General features: G+C 71.3%; 14 protein-coding genes, 1 tRNA gene and 4 pseudogenes. 16 read left to right on the top strand and 3 right to left on the bottom strand.

The genetic code is table 11. The features are described from left to right. From Sco07f_RS40375 to Sco07f_RS40785, 3 genes and pseudogenes are all read left to right on the top strand, one after another. Nucleotides 1-375, top strand: a 375-nt coding sequence (locus Sco07f_RS40375; protein ID WP_218030750.1) for a hypothetical protein, incomplete at its 5' end; no start/stop codon positions are given. A 94-nt stretch (nt 376-469) separates the two neighbouring features. Then, nucleotides 470-1,240 (top strand): annotated as a pseudogene (locus tag Sco07f_RS23770) (transposase family protein). 261 nt (nt 1,241-1,501) lie between these two features. After that, nucleotides 1,502-1,738: pseudogene (locus tag Sco07f_RS40785) on the top strand (MBL fold metallo-hydrolase); the annotation flags it as partial. 791 nt (nt 1,739-2,529) lie between these two features. Here the strand turns inward: Sco07f_RS40785 and Sco07f_RS23755 are convergent. Then, nucleotides 2,530-6,429 carry a hypothetical protein gene (locus Sco07f_RS23755; protein WP_108989123.1) on the bottom strand — a complete coding sequence of 1,300 codons (3,900 nt, stop codon included), beginning with the start codon at nt 6,427-6,429 and terminating at the stop codon, nt 2,530-2,532. Nucleotides 6,430-6,531: 102 nt separating this feature from the next. Here Sco07f_RS23755 and Sco07f_RS40780 point away from each other — a divergent pair. Further along, nucleotides 6,532-6,752: pseudogene (locus tag Sco07f_RS40780) on the top strand (HNH endonuclease); the annotation flags it as partial. A gap of 152 nt (nt 6,753-6,904) precedes the next feature. Further along, a pseudogene (locus Sco07f_RS23745) lies at nt 6,905-7,252 on the top strand (MBL fold metallo-hydrolase); the annotation flags it as partial. Nucleotides 7,253-7,304: 52 nt separating this feature from the next. On the opposite strand, the gene Sco07f_RS23740 reads toward Sco07f_RS23745, so the two are convergent. Continuing rightward, nucleotides 7,305-7,952 (bottom strand): TetR/AcrR family transcriptional regulator, encoded by a 648-nt coding sequence (locus Sco07f_RS23740; RefSeq protein ID WP_108989121.1) that lies wholly within the window; start codon nt 7,950-7,952, stop codon nt 7,305-7,307. Nucleotides 7,953-8,033: 81 nt separating this feature from the next. Beyond that, nucleotides 8,034-8,909: an alpha/beta hydrolase gene (locus Sco07f_RS23735; protein ID WP_108989120.1), complete on the bottom strand. Its 876-nt coding sequence runs from the start codon at nt 8,907-8,909 to the stop codon at nt 8,034-8,036. 355 nt (nt 8,910-9,264) lie between these two features. Between Sco07f_RS23735 and Sco07f_RS23730 the strand changes: the two genes are divergently transcribed. The 11 genes from Sco07f_RS23730 (at nt 9,265) to Sco07f_RS23680 (ending at nt 18,731) form a co-directional block, all read left to right on the top strand. Then, complete coding sequence (locus tag Sco07f_RS23730) at nt 9,265-11,220, top strand: sensor histidine kinase (protein WP_108989119.1); 1,956 nt, start codon at nt 9,265-9,267, stop codon at nt 11,218-11,220. Between the two features lie 62 nt (nt 11,221-11,282). Beyond that, nucleotides 11,283-11,717 (top strand): roadblock/LC7 domain-containing protein, encoded by a 435-nt coding sequence (locus Sco07f_RS23725; protein WP_007389067.1) that lies wholly within the window; start codon nt 11,283-11,285, stop codon nt 11,715-11,717. A gap of 2 nt (nt 11,718-11,719) precedes the next feature. After that, nucleotides 11,720-12,094 (top strand): DUF742 domain-containing protein, encoded by a 375-nt coding sequence (locus tag Sco07f_RS23720; RefSeq protein ID WP_007389068.1) that lies wholly within the window; start codon nt 11,720-11,722, stop codon nt 12,092-12,094. Beyond that, complete coding sequence (locus tag Sco07f_RS23715; protein WP_007389069.1) at nt 12,072-12,701, top strand: GTP-binding protein; 630 nt, start codon at nt 12,072-12,074, stop codon at nt 12,699-12,701. Before Sco07f_RS23720 ends, Sco07f_RS23715 begins: the two co-directional genes overlap by 23 nt. Next, nucleotides 12,698-13,273 carry a GAF domain-containing protein gene (locus Sco07f_RS23710; protein WP_108989118.1) on the top strand — a complete coding sequence of 192 codons (576 nt, stop codon included), beginning with the start codon at nt 12,698-12,700 and terminating at the stop codon, nt 13,271-13,273. Before Sco07f_RS23715 ends, Sco07f_RS23710 begins: the two co-directional genes overlap by 4 nt. Before the next feature lie 174 nt (nt 13,274-13,447). Beyond that, nucleotides 13,448-14,476 carry an L-threonine 3-dehydrogenase gene (gene tdh, locus Sco07f_RS23705; protein WP_108989117.1) on the top strand — a complete coding sequence of 343 codons (1,029 nt, stop codon included), beginning with the start codon at nt 13,448-13,450 and terminating at the stop codon, nt 14,474-14,476. A 42-nt stretch (nt 14,477-14,518) separates the two neighbouring features. Next, nucleotides 14,519-15,712, top strand: a complete 1,194-nt coding sequence (locus Sco07f_RS23700) for a glycine C-acetyltransferase (protein ID WP_108989116.1) — start codon at nt 14,519-14,521, stop codon at nt 15,710-15,712. A gap of 30 nt (nt 15,713-15,742) precedes the next feature. Continuing rightward, the gene (locus tag Sco07f_RS23695) at nt 15,743-16,645 is read left to right on the top strand and encodes a LysR family transcriptional regulator (RefSeq protein ID WP_007389073.1); all 903 of its coding nucleotides are present in this window, start codon (nt 15,743-15,745) and stop codon (nt 16,643-16,645) included. Nucleotides 16,646-16,694: 49 nt separating this feature from the next. Beyond that, a complete protein-coding gene (locus tag Sco07f_RS23690) occupies nt 16,695-17,054 on the top strand; it encodes an MmcQ/YjbR family DNA-binding protein (RefSeq protein ID WP_007389074.1) in 360 nt (119 codons plus the stop codon). A gap of 165 nt (nt 17,055-17,219) precedes the next feature. Then, a complete protein-coding gene (locus Sco07f_RS23685; protein ID WP_108989115.1) occupies nt 17,220-18,554 on the top strand; it encodes an MFS transporter in 1,335 nt (444 codons plus the stop codon). A 103-nt stretch (nt 18,555-18,657) separates the two neighbouring features. Further along, nucleotides 18,658-18,731, top strand: a tRNA-Pro gene (locus Sco07f_RS23680). The last annotated feature ends 67 nt before the right edge of the window (nt 18,732-18,798 follow it).

Genomic DNA, 18,798 nt, shown 5'->3' with positions numbered 1-18,798 from the left:
ACACTGGAGTACCTCACGCTCACTGTGGCGGGCCGAGGGCTGACCCTCGAGCATGACGATGGCACCGTCATCGCCCGCGCCAATGCGACGGCATCAGGCCGGTGGCGGCAGGCAGCCCGTGACCGTGGCAGCGTGCTCGTGCTGTATGGCTACGGTCTGGCTCTCCATGACTTGCCCGCGCACCGGCAACTCATGACGGCCCCTGCAGAGGTACACCGCCGAATCGTCGAGGCGAGCGACAGCGGGTTGCTCGCCGCAGCCCTGGTCTCCGTGCGTCTCCAACCTGGCCCGACCATTCCGAAGGAAGCCGCAACGGCAGCCCGCAGACAGCCTTCGCGGTCTACCCGTGCTCGGCGGAAAGGGCGCCGCAGGTAGATCATCTGCGTCTCGCAGGCGAGGGAGATAGGAGGTGGCAACAGCGGCGGCTAAAGGGTGTTGCAAAAGGCCGTGAGCTGGGCATCTCCCTTATATGGCTGGGGTGTTGAGGGCCGAGCGGGTGTGGGTGGAGACGTTCACGGGGCTGCGGACGGACCAGTTCGGTCGGCTGCTGTAAGCGGTCCGGGAACGCGGTGGCGAGCGATGTGGCTGGGGTCGTCCGTGGCGGCTTCCGCTGGCCGAGCGGGTGCTGCTGGTGGCCGTGTACTACCGCACGAACCTCACCATGCGGCAGCTCGCCCCTCTGTTCGGTATCTCGCCCGCGACCGTGTGCCGGGTGATCCAGAGGCTCGGCCCGCTGCTTGCACTCGAGCCGGCCCGGGCCTGCGCCGATGCCACCGACCGGCTGTGGATTGTCGACGGCACCCTCGTCCCGGTCCGCGACCGCAAGGTCGGAGCGTCCTCCCGAAACTACCGGTTCTCGGCGAACGTGCAGGTCATCGTGGACGCCGAGACACGTCTGGTGGTGGCGACCGCCCGTCCGGTGCCCGGCAACACCGCGGACGCGAAAGCCTGGCGGGACTCCGGCCTGGCCCAGCACTGCGAAGGCGTGACGGTCCTCGGCGACGGCGCCTACATCAACACCGGCCTGATTGTCCCGCACCGCAAACGCCCCGGGCGGCCCCTGCTGAAGGGTGAGGAGGAAGACAACGCGCAGCATCGCAAGGTCCGCGCCCGCGTCGAGCACACCTTCTCCCGCATGAAGAACTACAAGATCCTTCGCGACTGCCAGCAACGCGGCGACGGCCTCCACCACGCCGTCCAGGCCGTCGCCCGCATGCACAACCGCGCCCTCGCCGCGTGACAGCACAGCCCCGGACACCCGCTCCGACCTGCCTGATCACGGCCTTCTGCAACACCCTTTGGTCTGGTGCGACCACCAGGACGTTCTGGCCGCGGCCAGCCCGGCTTCGGAAACGGGGTCGGCTTTGGCTGCCCATCCGCTGAACCCGCGCAACCCCTGACTCCCGAGCCAGCCACGACACCTCGACTGCTCATTGCGCCGCTGCTGCCCGAGCCACCGCCGAGGCTGGTGGAGGGACGGTCGTGAGTGCCTGGCTGTGGGGCCCCGCACCCGTGGGCGGAGCCGGGGGAGTGGACGAAGGAAGCGGCGGAGGAGGCGGGGCAGGCGGTGGCGTTCCCCCGCCCCGGCGAGCCGTTCGAGCCGGCGGGGAAGCTGCCCGCGGATGCTTGGTGGCGTGGCGTGTCCCAGCCGATCGCTCATCCGTGGCGTCGGCCGAGGCCGGAGCCGACTCTTGTAGAGGCGTCCGAGCGTGATCTCGATCTGGCTGGTGATCGGTGAGGTCGGGTGAGGATGAGTTGGGCCGGGTCGTGGCCCTGCTGGCTCGTCTCTCAGGCGAGGAACGTGATTGTGTGGTGCGCGTGCTCGACGGCCCGTCCCGGCGGGAGCCTTCGGTGAGTGCCCAACGGCTCATGCCGTTGCCTACCAGAGCGGGTTCGTCCTCGGTTGTCGTCCGGACACGCACCGTGGATACCTGAGCATGTACCCGAAGGAGCCTCGCAGGTTCGCTGGCAGGGTTTCTGCATTGGCCTACTTGGGGTGCAGCTCAGCACCTTCGTCAGCCGTTGTTGATTAGCGACACTGATTGCGGGACGTTTAGGGTAGTTAGGGTGAAATATTGAGGTTTTCGCCTGTTGTCGGTGATGGCAGGTAGTGATCCCTGCGATATGCCGGTGGTATGCGGCACGCGCAGGGTGGGGCCTTGACCGCAGAGCGGTGGACGTTTCTTGAACAGGTGTGGTTGGAGGCCGGGATCAGCTTCGAGGCGGGTGAGACGGTATTGCGTTCGCCCGGGATCTGCGGGTCAGTGAGCGGTCGGTGGGGCGCTGGCGGCGGGCCTGGCGCGAGGGCGGCGTCCAGGCTTTGCGTTCGGCGTCACGCGCCGCTGAACCCCTCAGCGTCGCAGTGGCTGGTCACAGGTACACCACGACCGGGCCCTCGGCCCACCCTGCGGCGAAGCTGCTGGCCCCGTTCCGTGGGGCTTCCTCGACGCAGGGTGGGGAGCCCAGCGGCCCCGAACTTACCTGCTCGGAAGGCCCATCAGGCACTCCCGGGCTGGTGGCGGTTCCGGATCAGGTGGGGTAGCCGGTGCGGCTGCGCTGCTGCATGCCCCGGAAGACCGAGGCGGAACTGTCAAGGTGTTCCAGCGCGGTGGTGGCGAACGCCTGCACCAAGGCGTCGGGGTGGGACTTCAGCTTCTCCGCAGCCTCCCGGCGAGGGCGGATCACGGCGTCCAAGTCGGTGAAGACGGCGTTCACCGCGGCCAGCCCGTGCAGGATCAGCTCCTGGCTTTCAGGGGTCAGCCCAGCAACCAGGAGCTCTGGGACAACCTGTCCCCAGGTACTGCTCGACCAATCCAGGTGAACCGCCTTCGCCGCTCTGCGGCGTGCGCTCGGCGGTCCGCCGGCCCACTCGACTAGTGTTCGCGACCAGGCTTCGGTGTCCTTGCCGATCGCAATGAACGTCTCACACAGCGCGTCTTGGACGGAGTCGTTGAGGGCGGTGGCCGGTGCTGTCGACCAGTGCTGCTCGAACGCGGCGGTGATGTTGTTACGCACCGCAATGTCGAGGCTCTCGAGGTGCTCCGTCCAGGGAGCCGGCAGGCGGCGACCGCTGAGGACATGTCCTGCCAGGACCTGGGCGAACCGCTCGGGCGACCGGCGGGCGATTTGGATTACTCCGTGGCTGATGAGGCTCAGGCTGTCGTTGTTCAGGAGGCCGGTGGTGTCGGTGGTGAGCCCCCGCTCCAGCACGGCCGCGCAAGCGTCCACCGCTGCGGGGTCTACCGGTGCGTTGGAGTGGAGCACCGTACCGATCGCCTCCAGTACCGCAGGAACCGCCTGATCCGGCCCCTGGGTGCCCAGCAGGGCCAGGCGCTCCAGTCGGTCCTCGGCTGATCGCGTGCAGTGCCACGTGTGCCGGGCGACCTGTGTGCAGATGGCGGCCGGCTCAGTGGCCTCGGTTCCGGTTGCCGCGTCCGCGAGGGTGCGAAGGAGTTGCGCTTCCTGTTCGGGGTGATCGTCGGCCATCGCGAGTGCGAGCCCCGCGAGCCTGGGGTCACCCGCATGTTCCGAAACCCACTGCCAGACCCGGTCCGTGTGCTGGGTCGCTAGGCCGGCCAGCAGCGCAGCATCCCCTGGCAGTGGCCTGCTGGCGATGCGGTCCAGGACGGGATCAGCGTCAGTCGCACTCTCGCCTATCGCTGCGGCGAAGGCCGGGAGCACCTCGTGCGCCGTACCGAAGAAGGAGGGATCGGCTGCTTCTAGCAGGTCGATGGCCTGCGCGGTGGTCAGCTGGCCGGCCAGCGTGATGGCGGTGGACTTCTGGGTTGCGACGTCCTCGGCACAGGTGGCGGTGAAGGTGTTGGGCGGCTGAACGACGAGGAGGTGCGCTAGCCCCAGGTCGCTGAGTGCCGCTACTGCGATGGGCTCGCCGTTGGCTGCAGCCCCTGCAAGGTCGGTCCGGCGGGTGCCTGTTCCGAGCGCGGCCTCGACCGCCCGGCGCCGAACGGACAGCGGAAGGCCCGTCCACCGCGCGGCGATCTTCTCGGCAAACCTCGAGGCAGCCTCCACCAATACCTTTTCGGCGTGCGCGGGCAGCTTCTGGTGGTGGTTGCCGGGCAGGCCGCGGCCGGCGGCCTGGCGCAGTTGCTCGGGTACGGCGACCAGCGCGTTGAGGAGGTTCAGGTGCTCGGGCCGGTGCAGGGCCGGTTCGGCGAGCAGCGGTTCGAGTAGGTCGAGGGCCTGGTCGAGCTGGTGTCGGGTCTCTGGAAGGTCAGGAAGCGCTGCGGTGCTGATGTTGAGAGTGTTTGCCTGCTCGGGGGTTCCGCGCTGCACGAGCTCGACAGTGACAGTCAGGTAGGGCTGCAGGGCCGCGAGGAGGACACGGGTGACGGACTCGGGGCCCCGCTTGGCCGCATCCGCGGGGTCGAGTCCCAGTGGTGGTTCGTCGGTGCGGTCGCGGACCCAGCGCGAGATCGCGCCGAGCAGGGCGCCTCGGCGGTCCATCAGTGCTTGTCCGTTGTGCCAGTTTCTTGGACCTGTCCATGCATGGAACGTGCGTAGCAGGGTGTCGGGTTGGTGGCTGCCGAAGACGGGCCGGGCGGCATCCACCAGCCAAGCGATGTCCAGCACGGATGCCACGGCCGCCGGGGTGGTCTCGGGGTTGGTGCGTGCTGCCAGTCGGGCGAACTCCTCACACAGGCGGTCCAGTTCGAACCGGTAATAGGCGACGGCGTCTGTGTCGCCCCAGAGTTGCTCGGAGGCTGGCACTGGCCATCGCCGGGCCAGCCGCTCGGTGAGCTGCGCGAGAAGTGTCGGATCAGCGGAGGCGGCCTGGGAGGCGAGGCGAACGATGCTGGCCCATTGGCCGAGGTGGGCGTCTTCGGGGAGCAGGCCGAGGACGAAGGTGGTGATCGCCGAGGCAGCAGCCTGGTTGCCGCTGTCGCGGGCTGCGGCGGCCAGCACGCCGATTTGTGGGTCGAGCCGCCGCGTCGCGGCTTCCAGAACGTCCGCGTGCTCCTGCGGGGTGAGCCCTGGGGTGAGACCCGAGTGGGTGGCCAGGTGGCGCAGGGCTGCGTTGGTGTCCAGCCGGACCATGGCCCCCGGAGTGAGGGCGTCGGCCAGGACAACGGCGGCGGCAAGGTCGGGGCGGAAGGTGTAGGGCGGTGTGTCCACCAGCCCGGCGTCGGCAAGGTTGTCCAGGATCCGGTCGAGCCGGTCGGGCTCAGATGGCAAACCGGAGACCGCGCCGTGGAGAACGGCGATGTCCTGACCTCCGTGGTGCCCTGCCGGGTCGCCTGCCTTAGTCAGCAGAGCGAGGCCGACCGCGACCGTCCGGTGCAAGCCAGGGTCGTCCAGCGCCCGGAGCCTGTCAGCGACCAGTTCCCGTAGGAGGTCGGAGGCGTCGCCCCAGTCGAACTTGCCATTGGACAGGGCCACCTGGCAGGCGGTGTGGGCGAGCAAGGGATTGCCGCCGGCCAGGGTGATAACTGCCTTGCGGAACTCCTCCCGCTGAATCCCGTGGTCCGTGATGATGGTGTCGATCTCCGGGCGGTCCAACGGGAGAAGCACGACCGGGGCGCCGACGTGGTTCTCGGCTCCGGCGGCGTAGAGCGTCCGGTCGCGCTGGCCCGGGCGAACCGTGAGGACCAGTCGGACCCGGTCGAACCGCTGGTCGGCGAGCATCGCGGCCACCGCGGACAGGCTTTGGCTGCGATGGGCGTCGTCGATTACGAGGATCAGCGGAGCGTCCAACCCCACCTCTGTGAACGAGTCGAGCGTGAAGGGAGCCGCAGAAGGGACGACCAGGGTTGTGGCGACGGACCGGGCCGTCTCGATCGCGATCCTGGTCTTCCCGCAGCCGCCAGGGCCCTCCACCACGACGACCCGGTCCTCAGAAGACTCCGGGGCGAGCCGGGCGCGGAGCTGATTCCCGATTTCGGCAGTACCACGGAGCTCAGCGGCCATCCCCGGCACCGTGCGGGAGAGCCGATCCAGGTACACCTCCGCCGTGGTTAGGGCCCTGGGCCGGCGCGGACGGACCCCCAGCTCAGCCTCAGCCACCCAGCGCAGGTCGTCCGACTCCAGCTGTGTGGCAAGCTCGGCGAGGTCGAAGATCTCCAGGCTCACCCCGAAGTCTGTCTTCGCCCGATCCCGTTCCTGCTCCTTCTTGATCTCAGTGGCCGGGCGGTTCATCACGAAAAAGGCCGGTGCGGTGCGCCCGTGCTCCTGATGCTTCTTCAACTCGGTGGTGAGCTTCGTGGTCCACGTGGCCTGCAGGCTGACCCACAGAGCTACTTCGATCTCGTCCTTGAACAAGGCGCGATCGTAGCCGTCGAGGCCGGTGTCACCGGTGGCGCTGGTGAGGCGGAGATGGGGGTAGCACTTCCGGAGCACTCGCAGGGCCACCCGTTCCAGGGCCCGATCGTCCGTGAGCTGCTCCAGCGCGATCTTTGCGGTTTCGTACAGCACCCCTCGCCCCTCCGCCTCACTGAGACCTATTCGGGACCATTCTCCTCCACCTCGCTGCCGGACCCTCCGACGCGGAGGGTGCGGGTGAGGTGGTCCGAGTCGAAGCGTCGCGAAGCGTACGCGAACGATCAGGGTGCTGCGGCGTCGCTGGTTGCGGTGACGGCACGCTCGAAGGGGGCGAAGGCCGATCGGGATCCGGCGGAGTGGATGCTTCCGCTCCCGAGGCCTGCTGTCGGTGCGTGGGGGAGTGGATGGCGGCGAAGCTGCGTTGGAGACTTGCCGCCGACCAGGTCGAGGCGGACGCGCTGAAGGTGTATCCCGACCGGGCCACTGTCCCGCGCACTGTATCCGTTCGCCTCGCGACGGGGCCGGCGGGCGTTCACGAAAGCGCGCTCAGGGAGCGAAGAGGAACGGTGAAACGGTACGCGTCGACGGGGTGTCGGGCCTCTGTTGACTCCAAGAATCAAAGAACGGCTTTTGGCCGGACATCCACATGACCCCCGAGGAGGGCGTCCGTGCCCACCTCGACCTCCAGGGCGGTGCGCCGCACGGCGCCCTGCTGCCCATCCACTGGGGGACCTTCAACCTGGCGCCGCACGCGTGGGCGGAGCCGGGGGAGTGGACCGAGGACGCGGCCGGGGAGGCCGGCCAGGCGGTCGCGTTCCCGCAGCCGGGCGAGCCGTTCGAGCCGGCCGGGAAGCTGCCGGTGGAGCCGTGGTGGCGGGCGGTGTCGGCACCGATCGCGCACCCGTGGCGGCGTCCCCGGGTCGTCGAGGGCGTGGCCGGGACGAGCAAGGGGGACCTCGATCTCGCGGGTGGCTGACCCAGGTCACGTCGGTGTCGGTGTCGGGGACGAGGGGAGGCCGGGGAGGAGGTCAGGGGCTGTCGGGCAGCAGCGCGGGGTCCGTGGTCACGGCGCGCAGGCGGGTCAGGATGGCCCTGCCCGCCTTGGCGTAGCTGGTGAACTCGTTGTGCAGCACCGACTCGGCGTTCGCCATCTCCAGGAGGGCGACGAGCTCGAACGCGAGTTGGGAGACGTCCGTCCCCTCCGTGATCTCACCGGCCTGCCGGGCCTCGAGGGCCGTCTGCTCCACGTACGCGAGCCAGTTGGTCCGGGCGCTCGCCAGCATGTCGTGGACCTTGCCCTCGCGGGCGTCGTACTCGGCGGTGGCCGAGTAGAAGAAGCAGCCGCCGGGGAAGACGCGGTCGCGCGAGTAGGCGAGCCATCCGGTGCACAGGCGCCACAGGCGGCCGGCGCCGGGCGGCAGGTCGCGGGCCGGCTGGACCACGACGTCCAGGTAGACGTCGATCGCCGCGCGGACGGTGGCGAGTTGGAGGTCCTCCTTGGAGCCGAACAGGGCGAAGACCCCGCTCTTGCTCAGCTTGAGTTCGCTCGCCAGTCGCCCCAGGGACAGCCCCTCCAGGCCCTCGACCGAAGCGGTCTCCACGGCGCGCCCGAGGACCAGCCGACGGGTCTGGTTGCCCCGCGCGATCCGGCCGTCAATGCGTTCAGTCGTGCCCATGCCTTACCTGCTCTCCCGGGCTTGACCTCTCGGCGGCGAAGAGGTTACTCGAGTGTAGCGAATGGGCGGACGTCCGTGCGGTTAGTGCCGTGGCGGGTGGGACGGGCCCGGCCCGTGCTCGACGAAGTCCACCGCGGCCCGTACGACTTCGGGGTCGCCGAGGATGCGCCGGTGTCCGAGCCCACCGGTGACCACCAGGCGGGCCCGCTCGCCGAAGGCGCCGGCCAGCCGCCGTCCCTGCCCGACCCCGATCCGGGTGTCGTCCGCGTCGTGGATCACCAGGAGCGGCGCGTCCACCTCCTCGGTGGTGTGCGCCGCGGAGAAGGGTGACCGGTCCGCCGGGAGGCCGGGGAAGAGGTCGCTCGCGATCCGCCGGTGCAGCTCCGCCTTGAGCCGGGGGCGCAGCCCGAGTGCGGTGGCGAACTCGTCGACCACGTAGTCGAAGTCGCAGACTCCGCTGATGGTGACGATCCGCTCCGCCTTCACCCCGTGCCGCAGCGCGAAGAACGCCGCCAGTGCGCCCAGGGAGTGGGCCACCAGGCCGTCGAACGCGCCGTACCGCTCGTTGAGCGTGGTCAGGACGGTGCGGTAGTCGAGGATGGTCGCGCTGCGGCCGGAGGCGGCACCGTGCCCGGGCGCGTCGAACGCGACGACGCGGTATCCCCGGTGCAGGAACGCCGTGACCAGGTCGGACAGTCGCGAGCCCCGCGACTGCCACCCGTGCACGAGCAGGACGGTGCGCGTGCCGTCGCCCCACTCGTAGGTGACGGCGTGCTTGCCCTCGAGGTCCACCCGGCCGACGCGCGCCCGCTCGATCAGCTCCCGTTCGGCCGGCCGGGCCGCGCTGCGGGCGAGGGGCATGTGGAACAGGGCGAACGTGGCCGCGCCCGCCGGCCGCGCGGCCACACGGGAGAGGGCGTTCAGGGCGACACCCGGCACCGTCTCGCTGAGCTTCATGTCCGCTGCTCCTTCGTCGACGTATGAGGCGCGTTACATTAGCACGAACGGTCGTGCGCATTTATGTGCGGCGGCGCCGTGGGGGCGTGGGGCCGTGGAGTCGCCCTCTGGCGCTTCGGCTTACGGTCACTGACGGTGACTGTTTTTGATCGAGTCCGACCGGTTCTTCGTCGTGACAGAACGGTTGCGTTTCCGGCTTATCGGTCTGTCGTACGAGGCCTCATACCAGAGCAGGACGTTGTCCGGGGGACTTTGGCAACTGCCGACCGCACATGAGGGCCGGGCGACTACTGTCAGTGTCCGTCGGGCGACGTAGGGCCGACCAACCAGTACACGGACCAGTACGAGGAAACCGATGTCTCACCTCCGCGCACCGGCCGCGCGCGCAGACCGCCGCGAGGGCGGGCGGCACGGCCGGCCGGCCCCGCGTACCACCGCCGCGCTGCCCGAGACCCACATACGGCCCCAACTCCTGCGGCTCGCCGTACTGCCGCCGGTCGCGGTCGCCCTCAGCGGCTGCGCGGTCGTCCTGTTCACCGTCCGGTCCACCGGCGCCCGGCCCAGTCCGGTCCTGTGGGGCGTGCTCGCCGGAGCGGTCTCGGTGACCGTCGCGGCCGTCGTCATCGCCGCCGTCGCCGCCGGCCGCGCGGCGCGGTCGGTGCACGACCGCGTCGGTGCCCTGCGCCGCGGCACCGCGCGCCAGGAAGGTGATCTGCGCGCCGTCGTCGAGGCGTTGCGCCGGGGCGAGACACCGTCCCCGCGCACACCGCGCGGCGGGCCGCCGGACGACGCCGACGACTTCGAGCTGCTCGCCGCCGACCTCTCCCGCGCCCACGACGGGGCCGTGACCGCCGTCGTCCGGGCCGCTCAGCTCTCCAGCCAGGCGGGCAGCGAACAGAAGCTGGAGGTCTTCGTCAACCTCGCCCGGCGCCTTCAGTCCCTGGTGCACCGGGAGATCTCCATCCTGGACGAGCTGGAGAACGAGATCGAGGACCCCGACCTCCTCAAGGGCCTCTTCCACGTCGACCACCTCGCCACCCGTATCCGCCGCCACGCCGAGAACCTCGCCGTGCTCGGCGGCGCCGTCTCCCGCCGCCAGTGGAGCAACCCGGTGGACATGACCGAGGTGCTGCGCTCGGCCATCGCCGAGGTCGAGCAGTACTCCCGGGTCCGGCTGGTCCCGCCGATCGACGGCACCCTGCGCGGCCACGCCGTCGCCGACGTCATCCACCTGCTGGCCGAACTCGTCGAGAACGCCACCCTGTTCTCCGCCCCGCAGACCCAGGTGCTGATGCGCGCCAACCTCGTCACCTCGGGCCTCGCCGTCGAGGTCGAGGACCGCGGACTCGGCATGCCCGTCGGTGAGCAGGACCGGATGAACGCCCTGCTCGCCGACCCCGACCAGGTCAACGTCGCCCGCCTGCTCGCGGACGGGCGCATCGGTCTCTTCGTCGTCTCCCAGCTCGCCAAGCGGCACGGGATCACCGTCCGGCTGCAGACCAACATCTACGGCGGAGTCCAGGCCGTACTGGTCGTGCCGCAGGCGCTGTTGGGCACGGAGCCGGGCGTGCTCCCCGGGGACGCCGTCCGCCCCGCCCAGGTCACCGGTGCCGGGACGGTGCCCGTGGCGCCGGCCCGGCAGCAGTTGCGGGCCGTGTCTCCCGCGACGCCGCAGACGCAGGACACGTCTGCCACCCCCGCGCACGTACCCGCCCTGGGCGCCACGGCCTTCGACACCGGGGACTTCGACGCCACGGCCTTCGACGCCACGGCCCCGAACCGGCAGACCTTCGACGCACCGGCCCTCGACACACCGGCCCTCGACGTACGCGCTCCGGTCGCACCGGCGCCGGTGATCCCCGCTCCCGCCGTGCCTCCGCCCCCGCCCGCTCCCGCCCCCGAGGAGCCCGGTCCGGTCGGGGCCCGAAGGGCCACCGGCGAACCCGCGCCCCTGCCCGTGCGCGGCACGCACCGGAACCGGCCCACCCCGGCCGACGCGGTACCCGGCGTGCGGCCCGAGGACCGGGGAGTCCTCGCCGAACACGAGGCCGCCCCGCCCGTCCCGAGGCACAGTGCGGTGCGCGGCACCATGGGGAAGCCCCAACTGCCGCGCCGCCGTGCCCAGGAGCACATCGTGCCCCAGTTGCGCGGCGGCCCCGCTCCCCGCCAGGAACCCGAGCAGTACGCGGGGCACGACCCGGGTCTGATGGCGGCCTTCCAGCGCGGCATCGGCCTCGCCGAGGGCCGGTCGCCCACCGAACCGGCACCCCTGACAGCGACCCACGGCGACCCGGGTGCGCCGTCCGAATGACCACCCCCACCCACACGACCAGCGCTCCCGCAGACCTTCGTACCCCAAGGAGTCGATCCACCATGGCGAGCGATGCGCCGACCGGCCACGTGTCCGACCTCGACTGGCTGATGAGCGGCCTCGTCCAGCGCGTGCCGCACACGAGCAGCGCGGTGCTGCTGTCCGCCGACGGACTGGTGAAGTCCGTCCACGGCCTCGACGCCGACAGCGCCGACCACATGGCGGCCCTGGCCTCCGGCCTGTACTCCCTGGGCCGCAGCGCCGGTGTCCGCTTCGGCGACGGAGGTGACGTGCGGCAGGTCGTCGTCGAACTCGACTCGACCCTGCTCTTCGTCACCACCGCCGGCTCCGGAACCTGCCTGGCCGTGCTGGCCGGCCGCGAGGCCGACGCGGCCGTACTCGGCTACGAGATGGCGATGCTGGTGAAGAGCGTCCGCCCCTATCTGGTCACCGCGCCCCGGCAGCACTCGGTCGAACCCCCGGCGATGAGGCCTTGACGGTGGCCGCGGCCGGCGACGGGCCCTGGCTCGACGACGCGGCCGGACGGCTGGTGCGCCCCTTCACCGTGAGCAACGGCCGTACCCGGCCCACCGTCGCGCTCGACCTGATGTCCCAGGTCATGGCCACCGGGGCGACCCCCCTCGGCTACCTCGGACCCGAGCACACGCAGGCCCTCGACCTGTGCCGGGCGCCCCTTGCGGTCGCCGAACTCGCCGCCCTGCTGCGGCTGCCGGTGGCGGTCACCAAGGTGCTGCTCTCCGACCTCGTCGACTGCGGTGCGCTGACCACCAAACCCCCCGCCGCGTTCCACCACGATCCCACGGACCGGGCCCTTCTGGAGGCAGTGCTCGATGGACTACGACGACAGCTCTGACCACGTACACGGCGAAGGCGCCGACCCGTTTCCCACCGCCCTGAAGATCCTCGTGGCGGGCGGATTCGGCGTCGGCAAGACGACCTTCGTCGGCGCGGTCAGCGAGATCGCGCCGCTGAGCACGGAGGAACTGCTCACCACGGTCAGCGCCGCGACCGACAACCTCGACGGAATCGAGAACAAACTCGAAACGACCGTGGCCATGGACTTCGGCCGCCTCACCCTCGACTCCGAACACGTCCTGTACCTCTTCGGGACGCCCGGCCAGGAACGCTTCTGGTTCATGTGGGACGAACTGTGCGAAGGAGCGCTCGGGGCGGTGATCCTCGCCGACACCCGACGTCTGGAGGAGTCCTTCGCCGCCGTCGACTTCTTCGAGGAGCGCGGCCTCGGCTTCGTCGTCGCGATCAACCAGTTCGACGGCGCCCACCACTACGACCCCGAGGAGGTGCGCGCGGCCATGGACCTCCACCCCGAGATTCCGATCGTGCGCTGCGACGCCCGGATCTCCAGTTCCGGCGTCCAGACGCTGCTCACCCTCGTACGCCACCTCATCGCCCACACGCCGGCCCCCGCCCCGGGGTTCGGCGCCGGAGTCCGCCCATGAGCTACGACCCGCCCCGCCCGGCCGGACGTCTGCTGCTCACCCCCGAGGACCGGGAGGCCCCCGAGCGGGTACGACGGCTGCGCCGGCTCGGTCTCGCGGAACGCGCCGACCCGGCCCTCGACGCCTTCGCCACGCACCTCGCCGGCCTCGCCGAGGCGCCGTACGCGATGGTCAACTTCCTGGTCGAGGGCGGGCAGTTCTTCGCGGGCCTGCGGGTGCCGGACGTTCCTCCGGTGACGCGCGGGGACGGGACCAGTCCCGAGTTCGGCCGGGTCCAGCCCCGCGACCACGGCTTCTGCCCCCACGTGGTGGTCCGGCGCAAGGCGCTGGTCCTGGAGGACGTGCGCGACTACCCGCGCTTCGCGGGCAACCCCGTCGTCGACGCGTTCGGCATCCGCTCCTACCTCGGCGCCCCGCTCATCGACAGCACGGGGACGGTCCTCGGCACCGTGTCCGCCGCCGACGTACGGCCCCGGACCTGGGGGACCGAGGGCCTGGCGACGATCAAGTCGACGGCCGCCGACCTCGTACGGCGCATCGAGCGCAGCGCGGAGGACGGGTTCCCCCTGTGAGCGGCGGGCGCGTGCGCGGCGTGAAGGAAAGCTGCGGCCGGGCTTAAGAAAGGCTCGATGGACCGGGGACGGTCCCGTACGGCAGATTGCTGTGCGATCACCCTCCCCTTCCCGGACGCGGGCCGCTTCGGCATGCCCACCTCCGGGATCTCACCCCCGTCAGGAGCCGTAGCGTTGAAGGCGCTGGTCAAGGAGAAGGCGGAGCCCGGGCTGTGGCTCGCCGACGTCCCGGAACCCACCATCGGGCCCGGTGACGTCCTCATCAAGGTGCTGCGCACCGGCATCTGCGGCACCGACCTGCACATCCGGGCCTGGGACGGCTGGGCGCAGCAGGCCATCCGCACCCCGCTCGTGGTCGGCCACGAGTTCGTCGGCGAGGTCGTCGACACCGGGCGCGACGTCACCGACATCAAGGCCGGCGACCGGGTCAGCGGCGAGGGCCACCTGGTCTGCGGCAAGTGCCGCAACTGCCAGGCCGGCCGGCGCCACCTGTGCCGCGCCACCCTCGGCCTCGGCGTCGGCCGGGACGGGGCGTTCGCCGAGTACGTCGCCCTGCCCGCGTCCAACGTCTGGGTGCACCGCGTCCCCGTCGACCTCGACGTCGCCGCGATCTTCGACCCGTTCGGCAACGCCGTGCACACCGCCCTGTCCTTCCCGCTGGTCGGCGAGGACGTCCTCATCACCGGCGCCGGACCGATCGGCCTGATGGCCGCCGCCGTGGCCCGGCACGCCGGTGCGCGCAACGTCGTGATCACCGACGTGAGCGAGGAGCGCCTGGACCTGGCCCGCAAGATCGGCGTGAGCCTCGCCCTCAACGTGTCCAAGGCGACCATCGCCGACGGACAGAGCGAGCTGGGCCTGCGCGAGGGCTTCGACATCGGCCTGGAGATGTCCGGCCGCCCCGAGGCCATGCGCGACATGATCGCCAACATGACGCACGGCGGCCGGATCGCCATGCTCGGCCTGCCCGCCGAGGAGTTCCCGGTCGACTGGGCCCGGATCGTCACCTCGATGATCACCGTCAAGGGCATCTACGGCCGCGAGATGTTCGAGACCTGGTACGCGATGTCCGTGCTGCTCGAAGGCGGCCTCGACCTCGCCCCGGTGATCACCGGCCGGTACTCCCACCGCGACTTCGAGACCGCCTTCGCCGACGCCGCGAGCGGCCGCGGCGGCAAGGTCATCCTCGACTGGACCGCGTAAGACACCGCGTCAGACGTACGTATCCTCCTAGGAGCTTCTGAGATGTTCGACTCCGTGCGCGACGACCTGCGCGCCACCCTCGACGAGATCCGCGCCGCCGGGCTGCACAAGCCCGAGCGCGTCATCGGCACCCCGCAGTCCGCGACCGTCAACGTCACCGCGGGCGGCCGCCCCGGCGAGGTCCTCAACTTCTGCGCCAACAACTACCTCGGCCTCGCCGACCACCCCGAGGTCGTCGCCGCGGCCCACGAGGCGCTGGACCGCTGGGGCTACGGCATGGCCTCCGTGCGCTTCATCTGCGGCACCCAGGAGGTGCACAAGGAACTGGAGGCCCGGCTCTCCGCGTTCCTCGGCCAGGAGGACACGATCCTCTACTCCTCCTGCTTCGACGCCAACGGCGGAGTCTTCGAGACCCTCCTCGGCCCCGAGGACGCGGTGATCTCCGACGCCCTCAACCACGCGTCGATCATCGACGGCATCCGGCTGTCCAAGGCCAAGCGGTTCCGTTACGCCAACCGCGACATGGCCGACCTGGAGGCACAGCTCAAGGCCGCGGGCGAGGCCCGCCGCAAGCTGATCGTCACCGACGGCGTCTTCTCCATGGACGGCTACGTCGCCCCGCTCGACGAGATCTCCGACCTCGCCGACCGCTACGGCGCCATGGTCATGGTCGACGACTCGCACGCCGTCGGCTTCGTCGGCCCCGGCGGCCGCGGCACCCCCGAGCTGCACGGCGTCATGGACCGCGTCGACATCATCACCGGCACCCTCGGCAAGGCGCTCGGCGGCGCCTCCGGCGGCTACGTCGCGGCCCGCGCCGAGATCGTCGCCCTGCTGCGCCAGCGCTCCCGCCCGTACCTCTTCTCCAACACCCTCGCCCCGGTGATCGCCGCCGCCTCCCTCAAGGTGCTCGACCTGCTGGAGTCCGCCGACGACCTGCGCGTGCGGCTCGCCGAGAACACCGCCCTGTTCCGCCGCCGGATGACCGAGGAGGGCTTCGACATCCTCCCCGGCGACCACGCCATCGCGCCCGTCATGATCGGTGACGCGTCGAAGGCGGGCCGCATGGCCGAGCTGCTCCTCGAGCGCGGCGTGTACGTGATCGGCTTCTCCTACCCGGTCGTCCCGCAGGACAAGGCCCGCATCCGCGTCCAGCTGTCCGCCGCCCACTCCACGGACGACGTGAACCGCGCGGTGGACGCCTTCGTCGCGGCCCGGGAGCAGCTCGCGGCCTGAAAGCCCCGGTGACCTGAGAGAATCGATCCCATGATCGAGGCGCGGCGGCTGCACATCCTGCGAGCGGTGGCGGACCACCGCACCGTGACGGCGGCGGCCGCCGCGCTCTACCTCACCCCGTCGGCGGTCTCCCAGCAGCTGGCCGCCCTGGAGCAGGAGACCGGTCACCGCCTGGTCGAGCGAGGCGCCAAGGGCGTACGGCTGACCCCGGCCGGAGAAATCCTGCTCAGCCACACCAACGCCGTCCTCGCCCAGCTGGAGCGGGCCGAGGCCGAGCTGGCCGCCTACGGCTCGGGCGAGGCGGGCACGGTCACCGTCGCGTCCTTCGCGACCGGCATCGCCCTCGTCGTCGCGCCCGCCCTGGCCCGCCTCGCCGCGTCGGCGCCCGGCATCCGCATCCGCGTCCAGGACGCCGAGGGCGACGCCAGCCTGCCCATGGTTCTCGACCGCCAGGTCGACGTGGCCGTCGCCGTCGAGTACCGCGGGGCACCGCCCGCCGACGACCCGCGCCTGACCCACGTCTTCCTGTACGCCGAGCCCTTCGACGCGGTCGTGCCGGTCGCCCACCGCCTCGCCGGCGCCGAGGAGGTGCCGCTCGCCGAGCTGGCCAAGGACACCTGGATCGGTCCCTACCCGGGCAACCCCTGCCACGACGTGGTCGTGCTGGCCTGCGAGAGCGCCGGGTTCCAGCCCCGCCTCGCACACTCCTCGGACGACTTCCGCGCCGTGGTGTCCCTCGCCGCCGCCGACGCCGGCGTCGCCCTCGTCCCGCGCTCGGCACTGCACGGCACCGACCTCACCGGCGTGGTCGTGCGCCCCGTCGACGGGGTCGCGCCCACCCGCCGCGTCTTCGCGGCCGTACGCCGCGGCGCGGAGGAACACCCGCTGATCCGGCCCGTCCTCGACGCACTCGGCGAGGCGGCCCGGGCCTGAAGGGCCGGTGACCCGGCGGTTGTCAGTGCGGGCGGATAACGTCCCTGACATGCCGGACGCAGAAGACGTACGCCGAATCGCCCTGTCCCTGCCGGACACGACGGAGAAGATCGCCTGGAGCATGCCCACCTTCCGGGTCGCGGGAAAGATGTTCGCGACGCTGCCCGAGGAGGAGACCTCCCTCGCGGTGCGCTGCCCGAAGGAGGAGCGCGACGAACTGGTGCTGGCCGAGCCGGAGAAGTTCTGGATCGCCGGACACGAGGCGCAGTTCGCCTGGGTACGGGCCCGGCTGGCCGCCCTGGAGGGCGAGGACGAACTGCGCGACATCCTCGCCGACTCCTGGCGCCAGGCGGCCCCGACCCGGCTGCTGGAGGCCCACCCCCGGCTGGGCCTGCCCGCCGGGGGCTGAAAACCCCTCGGGCGTTGTCAGTGCCCCGTGGCATGATCCGAAGACGTGCGCGACAGCCGGGACCGGAGGGGGGTTCCGGCTGTCGGACGTACGGTGCGAGCGGGATCGACGGGAGTGCACGGGCGGTTCGCCGGCGGGGGCCGGCGGGGGAGGGGAGAGCGCGGGATGGCCGGTACGTCGTCACAGACCGGGCGCGAGGACGCGCCCGCGGGCGGGAGTCCGGCCGCGGCGCGAGCCGTCTGGTCGCGGGACTTCGCACTGTTCTTCACCGCCCGGGCCGTGGCCCGGCTGGGCGACACCATGCTGCCCGTCGCCCTCGCCGCCGGCCTGCTGCAACACGGGTACGGGGCGGGCGCGGTGGGCCTCGCCATGGCCGCCACGGCCGCGGCCTTCGCCGGTCTGGTCGTGTTCGGGGGAGTGCTCGCCGACCGCTTCAGCACCCGCAAACTGATGATCGGCGCCGACCTGGTACGGCTCGGCACCCAGGCCCTGGCCGCCGCGCTGTTCTTCAGCGGCCACGTCGTGCTCTGGCAGATCTGCGCCATCGGATTCGCCAACGGCGTCGCGGGCGCCGTCTTCCAGCCCGGCGTCGCCAGCACCGTCCCCCGGCTCGCCTCCGACGTCCAGGGTGCCAACGGCGCGATACGCGTCGCCGAGTCCGCCGCCCAGCTCGCCGGCCCCGCCGTGGCGGGCCTCCTGGTCGGCTTCGCCTCACCCGGCGGGGTCTTCGCCGCCCACGCCACCACGTACGGGCTCAGCGCCCTGTGCCTGCTGCTGCTCCGGCTGCCCCCGCTCCCACCGGGCAGCCTGTCGGTGTCCGGCCGCGGGAGCAAGGCCTTCCGCGCCGACCTGGTCCAGGGGTGGCGGGAGTTCCTCGCGAGGCGGTGGCTGTGGAGCGTCATAGCCGTCTGGTGCGTCTACATGATCGCCGTCTGGGGTCCGACCGTTCCCCTGGTCGCCACCGAGGTGGTGCAGGAGCACGGCCCGCGCGCCTACGGACTGGTCAACTCCGCCCTGGGTGCGGGGACCGTGGTGGGCGGTCTGCTGGCCCTGCGGCTCAGGCCGCTGCGCATGCTCCGGGCCGGCGCGATCGCCCTCGTCGGCTTCGCCGCCTTCCCCGCGAGCGTCGGTGCCGGGCTCGGCGTACCCGCCATGGCGGCCGGGGCCGCGGTCGCCGGGGCCGGCATGTCCTTCTGGGGCGTGATGTGGGCGACCAGCGTGCAGACCCAGGTCCCGCCGGACGTCCTCAACCGCATCCACGCCTACGACGTGGCGGGCTCGCTGGCGATGATGCCGGTCGGCCAGGCCCTCGCGGGACCGGCCGCCTCCGCCCTCGGGGCCGACCACGTCCTGCTCGTCGCGGCCGCGACCAGCTTCGCCGTGTGCGCGGCCCTCCTGCTGATACCGGCGGTGCGCGGACTGGTCCGGGTGGAGGCGACCGCGGCGGGCTCCAGCGCCACCCCGGCCGCGACCGAGCCGTCCCGCGCACAGAAGTGCTGACCCCGGGACCGCGCGCCGGAAAAGCGATGCGCGACCACGGGCCCGAGTGCGGTATGGTTTTCCTGCGCGTTCGGCCGGGGGAAACCCCAGGTCAGGCGGGCAACGGGACGTGGCGCAGCTTGGTAGCGCACTTGACTGGGGGTCAAGGGGTCGCAGGTTCAAATCCTGTCGTCCCGACTGGAGACAGTCTTTGATCGAGGGGCGGTTTCGGAGAGATCCGAAACCGCCCCTCGATTGTTCGCCC

Source organism: Streptomyces coelicoflavus, assembly GCF_003112555.1.
GTDB lineage: Bacteria > Actinomycetota > Actinomycetes > Streptomycetales > Streptomycetaceae > Streptomyces > Streptomyces coelicoflavus.
This window is presented reverse-complemented; position numbering and strand designations above follow the sequence as displayed.

Excerpts from the sequence above, each read along its gene's own strand:
- Sco07f_RS23710 (WP_108989118.1), top strand. The coding sequence starts at position 12,698 with ATGAGCTACGACCCGCCCCGCCCGGCCGGACGTCTGCTGCTCACCCCC.
- Sco07f_RS23690 (WP_007389074.1), top strand. The coding sequence starts at position 16,695 with ATGCCGGACGCAGAAGACGTACGCCGAATCGCCCTGTCCCTGCCGGAC.
- Sco07f_RS23700 (WP_108989116.1), top strand. The coding sequence starts at position 14,519 with ATGTTCGACTCCGTGCGCGACGACCTGCGCGCCACCCTCGACGAGATC.
- Sco07f_RS23735 (WP_108989120.1), bottom strand. The coding sequence starts at position 8,909 with ATGAAGCTCAGCGAGACGGTGCCGGGTGTCGCCCTGAACGCCCTCTCC.
- Sco07f_RS23740 (WP_108989121.1), bottom strand. The coding sequence starts at position 7,952 with ATGGGCACGACTGAACGCATTGACGGCCGGATCGCGCGGGGCAACCAG.
- Sco07f_RS23715 (WP_007389069.1), top strand. The coding sequence starts at position 12,072 with ATGGACTACGACGACAGCTCTGACCACGTACACGGCGAAGGCGCCGAC.
- Sco07f_RS23695 (WP_007389073.1), top strand. The coding sequence starts at position 15,743 with ATGATCGAGGCGCGGCGGCTGCACATCCTGCGAGCGGTGGCGGACCAC.
- Sco07f_RS23685 (WP_108989115.1), top strand. The coding sequence starts at position 17,220 with ATGGCCGGTACGTCGTCACAGACCGGGCGCGAGGACGCGCCCGCGGGC.
- Sco07f_RS23725 (WP_007389067.1), top strand. The coding sequence starts at position 11,283 with ATGGCGAGCGATGCGCCGACCGGCCACGTGTCCGACCTCGACTGGCTG.
- Sco07f_RS23730 (WP_108989119.1), top strand. The coding sequence starts at position 9,265 with ATGTCTCACCTCCGCGCACCGGCCGCGCGCGCAGACCGCCGCGAGGGC.